7 protein-coding genes are annotated in these 15,350 nt (G+C 34.3%); all 7 read right to left on the bottom strand.

Going from position 1 to position 15,350, the window contains the following annotated elements; genetic code table 11:
* Window positions 1-51: 51 nt before the first annotated feature.
* On the bottom strand, window positions 52-1,578 hold the full coding sequence (locus tag FIA58_RS21270) for an eCIS core domain-containing protein (RefSeq protein ID WP_208022730.1): 1,527 nt from the start codon (window positions 1,576-1,578) through the stop codon (window positions 52-54).
* Window positions 1,559-4,366: an eCIS core domain-containing protein gene (locus tag FIA58_RS00185; RefSeq protein ID WP_165928818.1), complete on the bottom strand. Its 2,808-nt coding sequence runs from the start codon at window positions 4,364-4,366 to the stop codon at window positions 1,559-1,561. The genes FIA58_RS21270 and FIA58_RS00185 overlap by 20 nt, the downstream gene beginning before the upstream one ends.
* Before the next feature lie 186 nt (window positions 4,367-4,552).
* On the bottom strand, window positions 4,553-5,923 hold the full coding sequence (locus tag FIA58_RS00180) for an ATP-binding protein (RefSeq protein WP_165928817.1): 1,371 nt from the start codon (window positions 5,921-5,923) through the stop codon (window positions 4,553-4,555).
* Window positions 5,914-7,578, bottom strand: coding sequence for a contractile injection system tape measure protein (locus tag FIA58_RS00175; protein ID WP_140958792.1), 1,665 nt, complete (start codon window positions 7,576-7,578; stop codon window positions 5,914-5,916). Before FIA58_RS00175 ends, FIA58_RS00180 begins: the two co-directional genes overlap by 10 nt.
* Before the next feature lie 6 nt (window positions 7,579-7,584).
* Window positions 7,585-10,053, bottom strand: a complete 2,469-nt coding sequence (locus tag FIA58_RS00170) for a hypothetical protein (protein WP_140958790.1) — start codon at window positions 10,051-10,053, stop codon at window positions 7,585-7,587.
* Between the two features lie 51 nt (window positions 10,054-10,104).
* Window positions 10,105-11,160: a phage baseplate protein gene (locus FIA58_RS00165; protein WP_140958788.1), complete on the bottom strand. Its 1,056-nt coding sequence runs from the start codon at window positions 11,158-11,160 to the stop codon at window positions 10,105-10,107.
* Window positions 11,161-11,196: 36 nt separating this feature from the next.
* Window positions 11,197-15,336, bottom strand: a complete 4,140-nt coding sequence (locus FIA58_RS00160) for a baseplate J/gp47 family protein (RefSeq protein WP_140958786.1) — start codon at window positions 15,334-15,336, stop codon at window positions 11,197-11,199.
* Window positions 15,337-15,350: the final 14 nt, after the last annotated feature.

Here is a 15,350-nt window from a genome sequence, read left to right as displayed (position 1 = left end):
TATCATCTTATTTATAGCTATAAGAATCTTTCGACTCTCTGACAGCACACCTTACGGCTGCGGAGGCAAGATCTCAGATTCAGAATCATGCCCTTTTATTAATAAGTAAACACTATCCATCATCGTTAAAAGTAACCCCTTCTGCGACTCTCTCATATTCTTACCCACTACCCAATAGGCATCCATAAAAAGTATTACTATAGTTTCATATTCTTTTTTAAACAACTCAGTAGAATTATTTTTAAGTTCTTTTTCATACCAGGGCCCAATAGTATTAGTAAAATAATCTAAAAATAAACCCAAAAATTCTTTTGTAGCAGAACGACCAATTACTCTATCAACACGAGGATTTACTGTCTTAAAACCTTCTTTAGATGAAATAAAATCAACACGTTGGCTAAAATCTTCTGGTAATTCATTTTTTTTCAATCCTTCAGTACTGCGATAGTCCGTGCGCAATGGCTCTCCAGTCTGGTAAGCCATTTTATTTTCTGTTATTAGTATATTATGTGCTTCAATTAAATATTGACCAGCAGTGGAATCTGCTTTTACACTTGCGGAAGCTCCTAATTGATCAAATTGTACAAAATGACCTAACTCATGGTATAGGGTTGTTGCAGCCGACATATAACCAAAATGAGTACCTTTATTCTTTTTAGATGGCGTTACAATTTTGAAATTAGACTGCGGGGGAGTTTTGCTTGTATCTAGTATACGCTCCCTGTTTTCATTCTTTGGAACTGACTCGGTTTGATTGATGTTTATGTTTAAAGAATTGTCTTTCGGATTATAATAAGCCCCTCCATATTGATCCTCCACATTAGAAAAATTTACAATAATGTCTACATCTGGATTCAGAATAAGTCGTCGCACCCTGTCATTATCATCTGTAAAATTCAATATTTTTTCTTCTAATTCTCTTAATTCTTCTTTCGCTTTTTTCAGGTCATATCCATCTTTAACACCGGGTATTAACTTTCTTTGTATTGATGTATATCGAGATGTTAACAATTTTGTTTTTCTTAACGGTTTGAATGCCTTTGGGTTTTCTACCTTTTCTCCCATCACATCGGCTTCTTTCTCTAACCCCGCATCATCATTGATATTTACTTTGCTTTTTAGTTGCTTAGTAGGTTTAACTCGTCCTTGTTTTTGCTGTACCACATGCCAAGCTTCATGAGGCAAATGTTTTTCTTGTCCTGGTGCTAAATGAATATCAGTGCCTTGCGCATAAGCATGAGCTTGTAATTGTGCTGGTTTACTAGAATTGTAATGTACAAGTACATCATCCATACTATAACCAGATAAATTTTCAATGCCTGTTTTTAGGTTATCTGGTAAGCCTGTTTTGTTGGCTTTTCGTTGTATTGGATTTGTAGTATTCTCTGTAGCAGCACTCATGGAGTCTTGTAACTTACGCTGAATAGTAGTAGACTCTCGGTTGTCTACCAATTGTGCTGTACCACCATTACTAGACTCTAGTTGTACACGTTGTATAGTTTCTTTTTTGGGTTCTTGGGTTTTATCGGTATGTGTTTTCATAGGTATATTTTGCAAACTAGCCATTGTTAAGGACAAGTGCTTCGAAATGTAAATTTTGTTGATGATAAATACATATGGTGTTTTGAAGATTAAGAAGCGAGTCGGCGTGAACAAAAGTTCTTTTACCAAATCCAGTAAATACCTCATGGTATTGATTCCCTGGTTGTACAATACAAATGTTTATATGGTATAATTCACTTAACGCGCCTATTTCTGAATCAGTAGCCCAACTTCCTTCCTTTTTCATAAAATTGAAATAGTTTTTCTGGTTGTCAAATGTATTTTCCCCAGTTCTGACACTTCTTCTACCTTCAGTGATAATGTTCCACGCATTGTTTTCTTTCTGCCGATAGAATTTAATTACACTCTTCCGGAGTTTGAATGCACTTATTGTTAATCCTCGGTGATGTTGAAGCAATTGCGAAATTGAATGGAACAGACAATCTCCTCCACCGGGATTATTTAGGCGATCAAAGTGTTTTATAACATCTGTCATTTCCTTCTTTTTTTTGTTTTTAAAAAAAGATTTCATCGACACCCAAGCATTTGATAACGAGAGGCTAATTTTAGTCAAACTACCTGATGGGTCGATCGTAGAAACCTCATCTCTTAAATATTGTTGACCTCGTTTAATAAGATGTATTAACTCCTTTTTAGATCTTCCAATCATAAAATCCTGCATATACATAGCCGTTGGAGCAAGGTCATTATCGAGTAGTAGTTTGTTTAGTAGCAATATTTGAATGGTCCGTCCATTGGCATCTAAAAATGGGTGAATGACACCTAATCGCCGGCAGCAGTCAATAATGATTTCCAACTTTTCATCCTTAGTCTTTGCATTTCCAATCTCAGCATTATATCTATCGATGGAATATTGAAGCAATTTTTCCGTTGATTTTTCTACATTAATTCCTTTACCTGAATGCCAACTATTTCCATTTCCTCCAGGGTCTTTAAGAAAATAAGACTTCTTTAATTGCTTGTCTAAATCAGCTATTAATTCGCCCAACTCTTTGCTCCCCTCAGGTGTTCCCTGATTTATACCCCATCTATTACTTTGATTCTTAATCCCTGGGGTTTGAAGAAATTTAGCATTTAAGAATAATGGTTTGTCTATGATTAAATCAGTATCTTTTTCAAGATTCTCAAAGTCTATATGTTTTTCTAAAATTTCTCCCTCTATTCCTTCATTTGTCACTTTTGAAGTAGCTTTATCGTGCAGTAGTGTCAGAAAATCAACGGATAACTCGTTACCAGCCTCTCTAACAATTAGGTAGAGCCCCTTCATCATAGATGCCATAAAACCCTTGGATCTGTTGTAAAAGTGTTTGTCTTTATACTTATGGACATTCCCATCAATTAACATTTTCCAATAGTTCTCCTTACCTATACTTTTTAATGGATTAAGTAAAGGGTTTGCATCTTTTTTATTAACTTCATTCTCTATCAAAGTCTCCAATATTTCGGTTTTCTTCAAATGAAATATCTTATGTAAATTAATGGTTAGCCCTATAGTCGTATCATCACTTTTTGTTATCAATTCATCTTCTAGCTTTTCAACGGCTTCAAGTGCTTCCTCTGTATTAGGAAGGTTATTTATAAGTTCTTGGATTACATTCTCTTTTGGCGAGTTTACGCTACGCAATGCAATATTTAAATCCAACAATGACCTTTCTGTGCCATTTTTATTTATATCATTGATAATCTCTAATAGTCTTGCTCCCTTATTAACATCTACTTCATTTAATTGTGCGGAAATATTATCTAATTCTTTGACGTTTTGTCGATCTATAATTCTCGGTAGTTCGCTGGTCGTATTATAAAATGCATCACCATTAGACAATAGAATTATTCCAAGGATATTACCTAGTGAGAATAATTCTTGAAATGCTTTGATGCTCAGTTTATGTTCGTTGGTCTCTTTATTATCGTTCTCTTCTTCTTGTTCAAACAAATTAATCCCTGTAAGAGGTAAAAATACTTTCTCAATTACTTGAATACTTACATCATTTCCGATCAGATTATTCATGTTTTCTTCCAAGACTCGAAGATCATCTATGCTCAACTTGACCAATAGGTTTTTGACATTTTTGGCAGTTTTATAAGAAACTCCATAATTCATAAATAATGTGGTTAACATTCTTTCTATTGACTGTTTTTTTTGTTTAGAATATCTAGAAAACGGACCAAATGAGGTAAGATTACTTAGCTGAGATTCTTTAGACTTTTTTTTCTTTCCTTGTTCTTTTCTTTGTACAATAAAACTAGACGAGGGTTTAGCACTTCCCCCTGTAGATACTGATTTATTATGAAATGATTGAAATACAGCTGAAGCTACTCTATCCCCCATCACATCCGCCTCTCTCTCCAAACCTGTATCATCGTTAATATTAACTTTACTTTTTAATTGCTTAGTAGGTTTAACTCGTCCTTGTTTTTGCTGTACCACATGCCAAGCTTCATGAGGCAAATGCTTTTCTTGTCCTGATGCTAAATGAATATCTGTTCCCTGTGCATAAGCATGAGCTTGCAATTGTGCTGGTTTACTAGAATTGTAATGTACTTTTACATCATCCATACTATAACCAGAAAGATTTTCTATTCCTGTTTTTAGGTTATCAGGCAAGCCTGTGTTATTTTTTCGTTGTATTGGATTTGTAGTATTCTCTGTAGCAGCACTCATGGAGTCTTGCAACTTACGCTGAATAGTAGTAGATTCTCGGTTGTCTACCAATTGTGCCGTACCACCATCGCTAGCTTCTTGTTGTATTCTTTGTACAGGAGTAGTTTCTTTTTCTTGGGTTATGTCGTTTTGTGTTTTCATAACTTATTTGCTTTTTATTATATTGGGTTACGATACAATTTTTCTCCATTAGCATTCCGAAAAATCACTCCGCCTGACGAGCATGTTTTACTTTTTTTGCGTCACATCGAGTGTTTTTTGTGCAGCAATAGCGGAACAAAAAATGTATCGAGATGCTTTTATACTAACTACTCAAATTCACGGTTTTTATCCATTCAAAATAATACCTTCCTTTTGTAACTCTTGCTGTATGGCGGTTTCAAGTTCTTTTTGTGATATGGTTTGCTGTTGTTGGGTTACGGCTCTTAATGTGGCTTTTCGTACTACATTAATCATCACACCACCAGCTAAGGCATACTTTTCGGCAATGTCTCTTAAATCTATGGCAGGATCTAAGGGCAATTTAGCAGAAAAAGATTGTTGCCACAGTTGAAAACGTTCTTCTGCATTAGGCATTCGAAAAGCTACCATCGATTGAAAACGACGGGTAAAGGCATCGTCAATGTTTTCTTTCAGGTTGGATGCCAAAATAACAACACCCGGAAAATCTTCTATGCGTTGCAACAAATAGCCTATTTCTTGATTTCCGTAACGGTCATTAGCACTAGTTACTTGTGTCCGTTTGCCAAAAAGGGAATCAGCTTCATCAAAAAATAAAATCCAGTTGTACTTTTCTGCTTGGTCGAATACCTTGGCTAAGTTTTTTTCGGTTTCTCCAATGTATTTAGAAACCACCATACTGAGGTCTAATTTATAAACCGGTCTATTAGTACTTTTTCCAAGTAAGGCTGCCGTCATGGTTTTACCAGTTCCTGGTGGACCATAAAAAAGGCTTTTATACCCTGGTTTTAGGAGTTTGCTTAATCCTAAGTCATGCATCAATATATCTCCATATTCCACCCACTGCTGAATTTCCAGTAAACTTTCAGCCGTTTTTTTACTCACGATAATATCATCCCATTCCATGTTTGTGGTAATTAGTTGCGCTGGAAAGTCTTCACTATAAGAAGGATGATAGGGTTCACCGCTTATAAGAGGTTCTACATATTCATTGGCAACCAACCAAGTACCGCTAAGTCTAGGCATCCCTTTTTTCTGCCCAACCCCTTTGATTATCTGACTGCTAGTCAAAATATGATTAGGGCTAAAAATATAATGATAGCTCAAGCGTTTTCCTAAATCGTCTCCTGCCAAAATAAACAGAGCGGTTTCTGCTGTAGGAATTAAACCTGAATGTCCTTCTAAAAAGAGACCTCCAAACTCACTATACCTTCGGTCATAATGGGTATTTTTGGTCATTAGAATATCCAATACTGCTGGTTTTATATGAGGTACCAATGCCAATATAAGCACCAACCTTTCTGCTGGGTTTAGTTGGTTTTTTTGCAGAAATTCGGCATAATAACCTTCTTCATGGGCTATGTTTGGAACAGGCAACTCAGCTATCGATTGATACGGTGTTTCCTGATGGAAATGAAGTGCCAACTGCGTTTCTATAACTAGGTTTAGCCACTCTAGTTCTCGGGTTACGACCACTGCATTCTGTTCGATTACTTTATTTAAAACAACTACATCCATTCTACTAGTATAATTTCGTTCATCCATGGTAATTTTATAGTATTAAAACTCCATGGTAATTTTTCTAAGGTAATATCATAAGTTTCTTTTTTGACTTGTAACAGCCAATGACCGTCTCGACTGCGTAGCAATCCTTCTCTTTGCAAATAAGAGGCACGAAATCCAGCTATGGATAAGTTTTTCCAATGCGGTCCTCGTTGCATCACAGCTTGTAATAAACCATCAATTATAGCTTTTTCATCTTCTTTTAAGGGTTCCACTGGAACAGTATCAGAAAGAGGTATACCACAGAGTACTTTGTTTAATGGCAGTAACCCTTCAAATAGACTTTCCTCGTCTTCTTCTACTATATATTGTAACAGACAAGCGGCTTTATTTTTAGCAAATACATCCTTAAATTCCTTTTGATTTAGTAGTTCCAAATTTTCAAAAAACCGTGGTAGAAAAGGCCATAAAAGTACCAATCCTGCATTTTGCACCGTAATAAAATCAGTATCTTCAAAAGACGATTGCAATTGTTCAATAACCATAGGTTTAGCTTCTGGTTGTAGTTTCTGGATCGTTTTTTGTATCAACTGAACATGTTGTGCAATAGGTAGCAGCAGGGTTTCTGTTAAACTGGCACTACTTTTTTCTAAACTTGTTTTTGCTAGAGCCAATTCTTGTTTATTCTTATTTTGTTCTAAATCAAGGTTTACCAATAATTTCTCAAACGTCTTTAATAAATGAGATGGTACTTGTAAAAAAGAAGAGCTGAGTGCAAATACAGCTAGTTGACTAAAAAATTGTTGCCAGACGGAATTATCAAGATGTTCGTTTCGTTGTTTTTCTATCAATACTTGAATTTGATGTCTGTTTTTGTTTGGATTTTCAGTGTGTTCTTTTGTGGAATGAATTCCTAATGCTAAAAGGGTTTGTGCTACACTTTCTTTTAGTAAGCTCTCATAGTTTTCAACTAACAGTATCTGGTGAAAAACAGTTTTCCAAAAGGTAATTTCTATCTTGCTATTGTTCCCTGTTTTTTTCTTTTTTGCTAGTTGTTCTTTTACTTCTTTTAGTCCTTCTTGTTTTACCAATTCTAAATTGTGTAGGGAAATATCAGTCAATAACTGAAGGCACTCTAAAATCTGTTCTGCTGTACAAGTGAGTAAAAATCGTTCCAGATATACTGTATTGAGATGAAGTTGGGATAGCATTTTGATAAAACCAGTCTCACGTGTTTGAATCAATACTGCTACTTGTTCTTGCAAAAATACTTTGCTAGATGCAGTAGCCCACCAAGGTAATAGACTCGTTTTTAGAAAATAACCCAAGATGCGTAAGGGTGTTTTTTTTGTTTCGGATATTTTTTCTGCTTCTACTTCGGTAACGGATTGCGAAATCACAACAGCTGCGAGTTCTTCTTTCAGTTTTTCTTCAAATACAGTGGTTAGGTCTTTCATTTCTAACACTCCTAAATCGATAGTTAATGTATCAATCTGTAACGATTTTTGTTGGGTTCCTCCAAAACTAGTAGTCAATAAAGTATCAATTATAGGTATCCATTTTTCTCTATATAAGGTACTCAACTTTTGCTGTTCCTCAAATACATTTGTTGTTATAGGCAGTTGTATTTCTAAAATCTGCTTATTAATAATATGTTTTTGACGGATCATAAACTGTTATTTTTGGTTATTAATACGTCCTAAAAAGGTTTGAAAGCTTTTGTCGAAATCTTGCATTTCTGTACTATCAAACCACTTAATATACGCAGTGATATGTGCTGGTGTCTCTTCTCTTACAGTTTGCTCCACAAATTTTCTAAAGGAAGTATTTTGGTATCTTTCCATCCATTTTGGGAACACAAAAGTCAACTGTAAGGAATAAGGATCATTTGGTATTGCCAATGGCATCCATCTTCCAGTAGTTTCTCCTTCGCTAAAAGGTACCGCTATTTCAAAACCATTTTCAAATACTGCGAGTACTTGGTACACACCATTATAGTGTTGTGTTCTGGTTATTTCTATAAAATCATTTACTTGTAAGCTGTTTTTACCCACTTCGCAAAACGTACGATCTGATGAAGAAGCAACTTCTTTAAAAACACCTATGTTTGCTGTTTTAATAAAATAACGTATATCTTGTTCATGTTGCCAAAGACCAGTAGCAGTTGCTTCTTGAAAAGGGGCTTCTATTTCAAAATAGTTATCTCCAATGCTACTTATAGTATAATTTTCCTGATAGATTTCGTTAGCTGAAATTTGTATCTCTTCACCTATTTTTAATGTATGACTGCTAACCATACATCGTGTCATTGCAACATTAGTTTCTACAGCTTCAAAACTGATAATTTCTTTTGGACTGTAGGATACATTAAGAGCAAATGGATAAGATTTGCGTGGTCTTAATAGAATATGTTCTACCATATGAAAACCTTCTGTATTTCCATCTCCAAGATTTCTACGAGTATACTCTTCAATACCTAATTTTCTAGCAATACGTTTTTCCAAACCTGAAATATTATCATTTTGCCAATAGGTTTTGGTATAATCATACGCTGTAGCTCTGTTTGCACTTAAAATAGGATACTCTTTTAAGAAAGTAACTTTGTCTTTAATCAACTTTTTATCTGTAGCATGTGTAGTTTCAGAAACATCTTGCAACAGCATACCATATCCTGTAAATTTTTCTCCAAAACGAGCTAATAAATGATTTAGAAACTTGTTTTTACGTTTTAATTCTTCGGTAGAATCTGCTGTCCTTTCTTCAAGATATTGCTCATAACTTTCTTTGCTTACTAAAACATCTTCTAAACCAGCAACACTATCAAGTAACGACTGATTAAAGTAGGTACGTGTATCTTGATCGTCAAAACTCATTAACTTTTTAAAATTGGCTAACTGAGAGAAATAATTGCCCAAGAGTTGTTCAAAAAACACCAAATAAGCAGTTAGTTGTTTGGCTTGAGCCTTTCTACTTTCTGGTGCTGAATCTGGTAATCCCATCACTCCTATACCGTAATTAGAAGGGAATTGATTTTGAATAGAAAAATAATTTTCTAAATGCTGTTCCTTTGTTTCTTCTGTAATAATATCACGTTCCTTTATGGGTAATTTTTTAGAAAATCCTTCTTTTTGTTTTTCATTATATAAGGTTTTGATAAGTACTTTATCTAGATTTACGGTAAGCCCTTTTGCCATAAAAAGCAATTTTTCTAAGGTACCTTCTACATCAAGTTTAGGAACTTTGGTGGTATCTAGTGGTAAGATCCAAGTTCTAACTAGATTAGATCCTGTAGCAAGGGCTAATTCATCAATAGCTAAAACTTCCACCTCATCCATGATTTCACGAATAATATCTGAGGTTTGTATTTCTTTTTTTCTTTCGTGTTTTAGTAAGTCGGCTTCATCTATAAACCCATGATCAAGTGATGGGCCATCAAAGATTTCCTCAGTTTTCTTTCCTTTTTTTAACAACTGCTGTAAGGTATAGAAAGGAATTTGCGGAGATAAGTTTGTAGCAACTCTATGCAATATAGCTACAACCAATTGATTGATATCATCTACCGTATCTGCAATTTCAATAGCTCCTTCTAATCTAATTTGTTGAGGTTCTAGAATTTTTATTACTTCAAAATCTTCGCATATGGAACGACTAGCTTGCAATCTATCTTTTACATTCGTTAATAATTGAGTACCTGTAATTTCAAACAAGGGATCTAATTCAACAAATACACGATACAACCCTTTGGGTACAAACGTTTCTTGCAGTTCATTAGTTATCTCGTTTTGTGTTACTTTTTCTACCCAAGCATTCTTTACCCCTTCTATATCCATTACTATTTTTCGCAGATCTAGTAAAGTAACTGGTTTTGTAGACAATATGGTTGCAGCACTATACAAATCGGTATAGGAACTGTTGGTATTACTACCTAATAACTCTTTAATATCATAATCCATACGATAAGCCAAATCAGTAATAGCATAGCATACTTGTTCTAATATTGTAATACCTGGATCGTGGATATTATGGTCTGTCCATGTGTTTCCTCCTAATTGTTGAATTAACTTAATTCCTTCTTCTCGTAGAAATTCGTAACTCAAGGCGGAATTTTTTGGTACTTCTTTGGATATAGTTACTAAGTCTGTCATCTTATAGTATATTTTAAGTTGGATCTAAAAACGGATTTAGCCGTTTCCGTATTAGAGTTTGATTATATATGCTAATACATAATAAGGCGGTCGGTTTTCGTGAGGTTGGTTCCCTCCAGTTGGGTTTGTTTCAAAAGAATGACTATGAATACCTGCTGCAGCAGTAGTCCTAGTTAAAGCACCATAATAAGCGTTTGAACTTCCTGTTCCTGTCCCATCTCCCTTTTTTGTTGCCCCTGTGAAACTGTGTGCGTGATTGCCTGAATTACTAGTAGTTCCAGCATGACTATGAGCTGGTAATTGTCCTGTGGTTAGTAGTACTTGATTCGCTCCTCCCGTTTTTCCTGTTACATTATAGTCTCCTGTATTTTTATCAAATCCTACAATAAATCTTCCTGATAAGTTAGGAGTTCCATTAGTTCCATCACATAAGGCCCATCCTACAGGAATGTCTTTTCCTGACCACATAGAGATTAGTCCTTTAGGAAGACGAGTATCTATATAAGTTTTTACTGCTTTTTGTGTAGCAATGGCATCATTACTAGCTTTATCACTATCCAGATCAATATTACTAGAAATATTATTAGCCCTAAAGTTTCCGTCAACATGTAATGAACCTTTTATTGAGACACCATTTTGTTGCGTTACTTCTAAAATTGTTTTATGCTCATTAGTAGCATCCACTACTGCTAATAAAGAAGCGTCATTATTACCTTTTATGGTTAGTTTCGCACTAGGTTCTATAGTACCAATTCCAACATTACCAGTACCCGATTTGATAAATAAACGACTCTTCCCAACACTGTCTTTGAAATTCAATCCAGGTTGGTTACTTCTAGGGTTTTCTGAGTCAACTCTTGGATTAAGATTAAAAGTCCAATCTGGAGTATCTTCACTAAAGCTTCGATACAAACCCAAAACTTCCTGAGTTCCTACATCTTCGCCTTGTGCTTCAATAGCTAATGGGTTACCTTGTAGTTTAACTATTCCATCTTCTACCTGATTAATCCCCGCTTCTATAAAATCTGCAAATTGCTTTTCTGTAGGCTTATCATTTGCTTTAAAATAGTGTTTAAGTTCTGTACGGTTTTTTTTATCAATTTCCATGTGTTTATTATTTTATATGTTTTTTTAATGATTTGTTTATGTCTTGTTACTAAAATCATTGGCTACCTCAAAGTCTAGTTGTATTTGCATGTAATTGATCCCTTCAAAACTGTCTTCATCATAGCCTTTTTCATCGACTATATCAATGAAATGATTGGCAGCAGAAACCATCACCATATCTGGACGAGAAGGGATTACTATAGATTTACCATCATTACTACTTCTAACATCTGTAAAGTCTATACCATCTTCACTTTGAAATAATTTTAAATTGGCTACATAATCGATATAAGGACGTTCTGCAATAAAATTAATAAGTACACTTGCATGAAGATTACCACCAATATTTATATCACTATCGTGATCGTATGCCCAAGGAGACAAAAAGCGTTTTATTTCTTCTACCAATTTTTCTTTATAAAATTCTGGGTCATACTCTGGATAAAACTTTACAGTGCATCTAGTTAACACCTGTAAATAAAAAGGATTAATGACCTCTAGTTCTGCATGTATAGGCATATGGTTGTTCAGAAAATTATGAATCTGAAATAGCGTATCTGCTGCTACTTTTGGTGCAAAAGGATCAAAAGGAAGTTTTCCTTTTATATCGGGTATAACAATAACATCGACCTTACCTAATTGCTCTCTAGACGGAAGACATTTTGCCTTATAGACTTGAGGGAATTCATTTAAAACCATGTGTTCATAATCCCACATAGTAAGCGCTCTATTTTTATGTCGAAGTCGTTCACTAATACGCTCATACATAGCATTACCTTCTTCGGCTGGTTTTCCTTTACTAGAAGTGAAAGGTTGAATAATGTTTTCAATTTCAGGAATAGGAACTAAAGATTCGGTAATTGTATTGGCTAACAGTGGTTTTTCAAAATGAGACGGAGCTATTACAGTACTTGAAAACGTAGCACTAATCACTTGACTTTTAATACTTATAGTATCAGACACTCCAGTAATAGTATTAGGTGTACTTATTTTAAGCCAATGTAAAGCTTCTGGCATCAATGTGCCTCCTTTAGTTGCATCCGCTGGAATGCTAATCTTAACAACTCCTGTATTAACGAGTCCGTTTGTGCTGTCTGATATGATAGCTGTTGCTTTTAGAGTTATCCATTCATTATTTCTTAAATAACTCCATTGTAATTTTGGTTTCTCTACATCTGGATTACCACTTCCTTCTGCCATTTGAAATAAAATGGATAATGTTTGAGGAACTTTAAGCGCTTCCAAACCTAAATAAAGAGCACCTTCATCATCATACTTAGGTAATAAATTAGGTTCTATAGCTATATCCAAAGCATCAAAACCAAAAGGATGAATGTGGAAAAGTGCATCTACACTTTTGGTAGCTGTTTTTTCTACTAAAATATCGGTATAAGCAGTATATCCAATTTGAATATTTTTAAGCTTAGGCTGATAAGGTATTTCAATCTTTAAACTTTTTATTTCTGGTTTTATAGAAAAGGCTTGCCTCGTAAATAAGGTATTGTATATCGTGTGCTGAAAGTCTATAGGATCGAGTTCTAATTTAAAATAACGATCCCATTCGAGCACTTCTTCTTCGTCTACTCTTGCGGTAGTGTTTGACTTATAGTGATAACTTGGTGTGGTCTCTTCTATTCTTGATGCCATACTGGTTATATTGATTTTACCTTCATTAGAAAACAACGCTATAGGTTTTATAGGTACCTCAACATTTTTGTCATGAAAAAAAAGAGTGGCTTTAAAGTTGCTGTTATCTGTAATGATGTACTCATCCTCTTTAAGTGCTGGATTATCACTATCTATTAACCAATAATTTTTGTAATATTCTTTAAAAGATGCTGGTTGTTTTATCCATTGTAAATTCAAACGCAACTGATCTAGTTTTTTTAAGCAAATTTCTTCATTGGCCAAGTAAAAACTATCTCCTGTTTCGGGTTGAAAACCAAAAGGTTCAAATGGTTTTTTTATATCGATACTATAATGATCATTTTGTAAGGTGATATTATTTATACTTTCAACAGCTACTCGAACATGTGCTTTTTTCAATACTAGATGTGCTAGTTCTTTATAATAGCTTGTATAATTTTTCTGCTTTATTGCATCTTCTAAAAAATGATTTAATAGCACCATCATTGATGGATACTCTGATTGAATAAACGAAGAAGCGCTATCTTGTTCAAAGGGAACGACAGGAAAGTCTTCTTCTTGAAGTGCTACTTCTATTTTTAAAGCATTTAAGTAGACTTGATTGGCAGCATATTTTTGGGATCTATCCAAATTCTCAGTAAGATCACCCACTTCAATTACTTTTACTTTGGTATCAGAAATAAATTCTTTTATCTCATAAATAACATTGGTATCACTTACCATAAATTTACCTATATCTTCATCATCAAAACTCTTTCCACTATTTATTGTAAGGATTGTATCTTTAACCACTATATCGTAAATACCCTCAGATTCTAATCCTAGATAATTTCCTAATGTAAAAGATACTTTTTCAGGTGTAAACCATTTATTATTAGTTGAGAGCTGTACTTTAAAAGGGGTCTTTTTATCAAAAATGGTCTCTAAATTATCTATAGTAACATTTTGTAATCCTAAATCTAACAATGTCGATATTGTTCTTTTACCTTCTTTTACTAATAAAGTAGGAGAACTAATCGCAAAACCTATTGTCGCTGGTTGTAGTTCTTGGTCTGATTCAGTTTCTACTTTATTACCAAAAGTCTTGAAACGTTTACTTTCTTCTTCCTCTCCATATTGACTAAAGGTAAAAGCAGTAGCGTCTGACGTAGCATAGATGTCAGAAAATTTTTCTATACTAGGTGATGATAAGATTACAGATCGTATTTGACGATCGGCAAATTCTAGAAGGCAATAAACTTTTTTCCAATCCTCTTGTGAAGCATTTTGATTCTTACTAGTCTCTATCACAACATTAAAATCTTCTTTTTTAAGTTTAAGATGCTCCACTATATATTCTAAAGCTAAATCTGAATTTTGACCTACAGTATTTAAATCATCATAAATAGTATTAAAAGAAGCTTGGTGGCCTTGATATAAAGGCAAGTTATCTCCTGGTTCTGGATTCCCATATACTTTTTTTAGCATTGGGTCAAACCCTTGTTCTTCATGAATTACTTTTAATTCCTGTTGTCTTATGTGTTTCGTTTTATTTTTATAAGCATCATCAAGCGTAGTGTACACCATTTGCCAATCTACTGGTAAGCCTTCTTTCTCTTCTTGATTCTTCTGAATAATTACATTAAAATCACCTATTGAAAGAAATAATTGTTCTGAAACATAAGAAAGTGATTTAGCTTCTCCTTTCTGTACTGAATCAATTAGTGCCTCAAGATTATTTACACCATCTGGTAACTCGGGAAGTGCATCTCCAGGTTTTGGGTGTCCCAACGCAAATTCCATCATACTGGTAAGCCCTAAATCCTCAGTATTTTCATTATTTATGTGTACTTCTTTGATGGTAAGAAACTGTTTTTCTACAAAAATATTTTTTAGTTGTGTTATTTTGGCTTGACTAATAATAGTGTTTTCATTAGTAGAATAGTGCAACTCGTTTCCCAATTCATCTTCTCCTGCCAGTAATACCGTTCCTTTTTTTACTTCTAAAGCCTCACAATTTTCTACTAATTCTAGCAAAACATGCACTACATCTGGAACAGCCTCTTTAGGTGTGAGACCTAAACGTTCTCTGAAATAAAAGTCAAGGTGTTTTTGTGTCAATCCATTAATCTGAGATTTTACATAGTTTAGCAACTTCAAAAAAGTCATAAACAAAACTAAATGAGGTCTAGATAACTTTTTCACCTTTTCCTGATCCTTTAGAAAATGTTCTGGATCTTCAACATAAGTTGCTAATTGGTTAGCCCATTGTTCACGTAAATTTCTTCTTTGACTTCCAATTTCTGGTTCTTTGTTGTAAACTATTGGATCATCAATTAAAAAAGCTTCCCAAGTTTCTCCAAGTATCACTTCGTTATTGGTATTAAAAAAGTGAAGTTCTTTGGCTAAACGTTGTGCTTCAGCAATTAACTGTTCCATGCTACGCTCTTCCACTGGTATGTAGTCTGGTTGGATAGCATCTGTTTTACGATCTTCCTGACTGGTTCCATCCCTAAAAAGGAGGTTATGAGATTTTAAACTATTGATCATCTTTTCTAAAACTA

The sequence above is a fragment of the Flavobacterium jejuense genome (genome assembly GCF_006491595.2).
GTDB classification, from domain to species: domain Bacteria; phylum Bacteroidota; class Bacteroidia; order Flavobacteriales; family Flavobacteriaceae; genus Flavobacterium; species Flavobacterium jejuense.
Note: the sequence above shows the minus strand (reverse complement) of the source record. Positions and strands in the feature narration are given on the sequence as shown.

Excerpts from the sequence above, each read along its gene's own strand:
- FIA58_RS00185 (WP_165928818.1), bottom strand. The coding sequence starts at position 4,366 with ATGAAAACACAAAACGACATAACCCAAGAAAAAGAAACTACTCCTGTA.
- FIA58_RS00180 (WP_165928817.1), bottom strand. The coding sequence starts at position 5,923 with ATGGATGTAGTTGTTTTAAATAAAGTAATCGAACAGAATGCAGTGGTC.
- FIA58_RS00175 (WP_140958792.1), bottom strand. The coding sequence starts at position 7,578 with ATGATCCGTCAAAAACATATTATTAATAAGCAGATTTTAGAAATACAA.
- FIA58_RS00170 (WP_140958790.1), bottom strand. The coding sequence starts at position 10,053 with ATGACAGACTTAGTAACTATATCCAAAGAAGTACCAAAAAATTCCGCC.
- FIA58_RS00165 (WP_140958788.1), bottom strand. The coding sequence starts at position 11,160 with ATGGAAATTGATAAAAAAAACCGTACAGAACTTAAACACTATTTTAAA.
- FIA58_RS00160 (WP_140958786.1), bottom strand. The coding sequence starts at position 15,336 with ATGATCAATAGTTTAAAATCTCATAACCTCCTTTTTAGGGATGGAACC.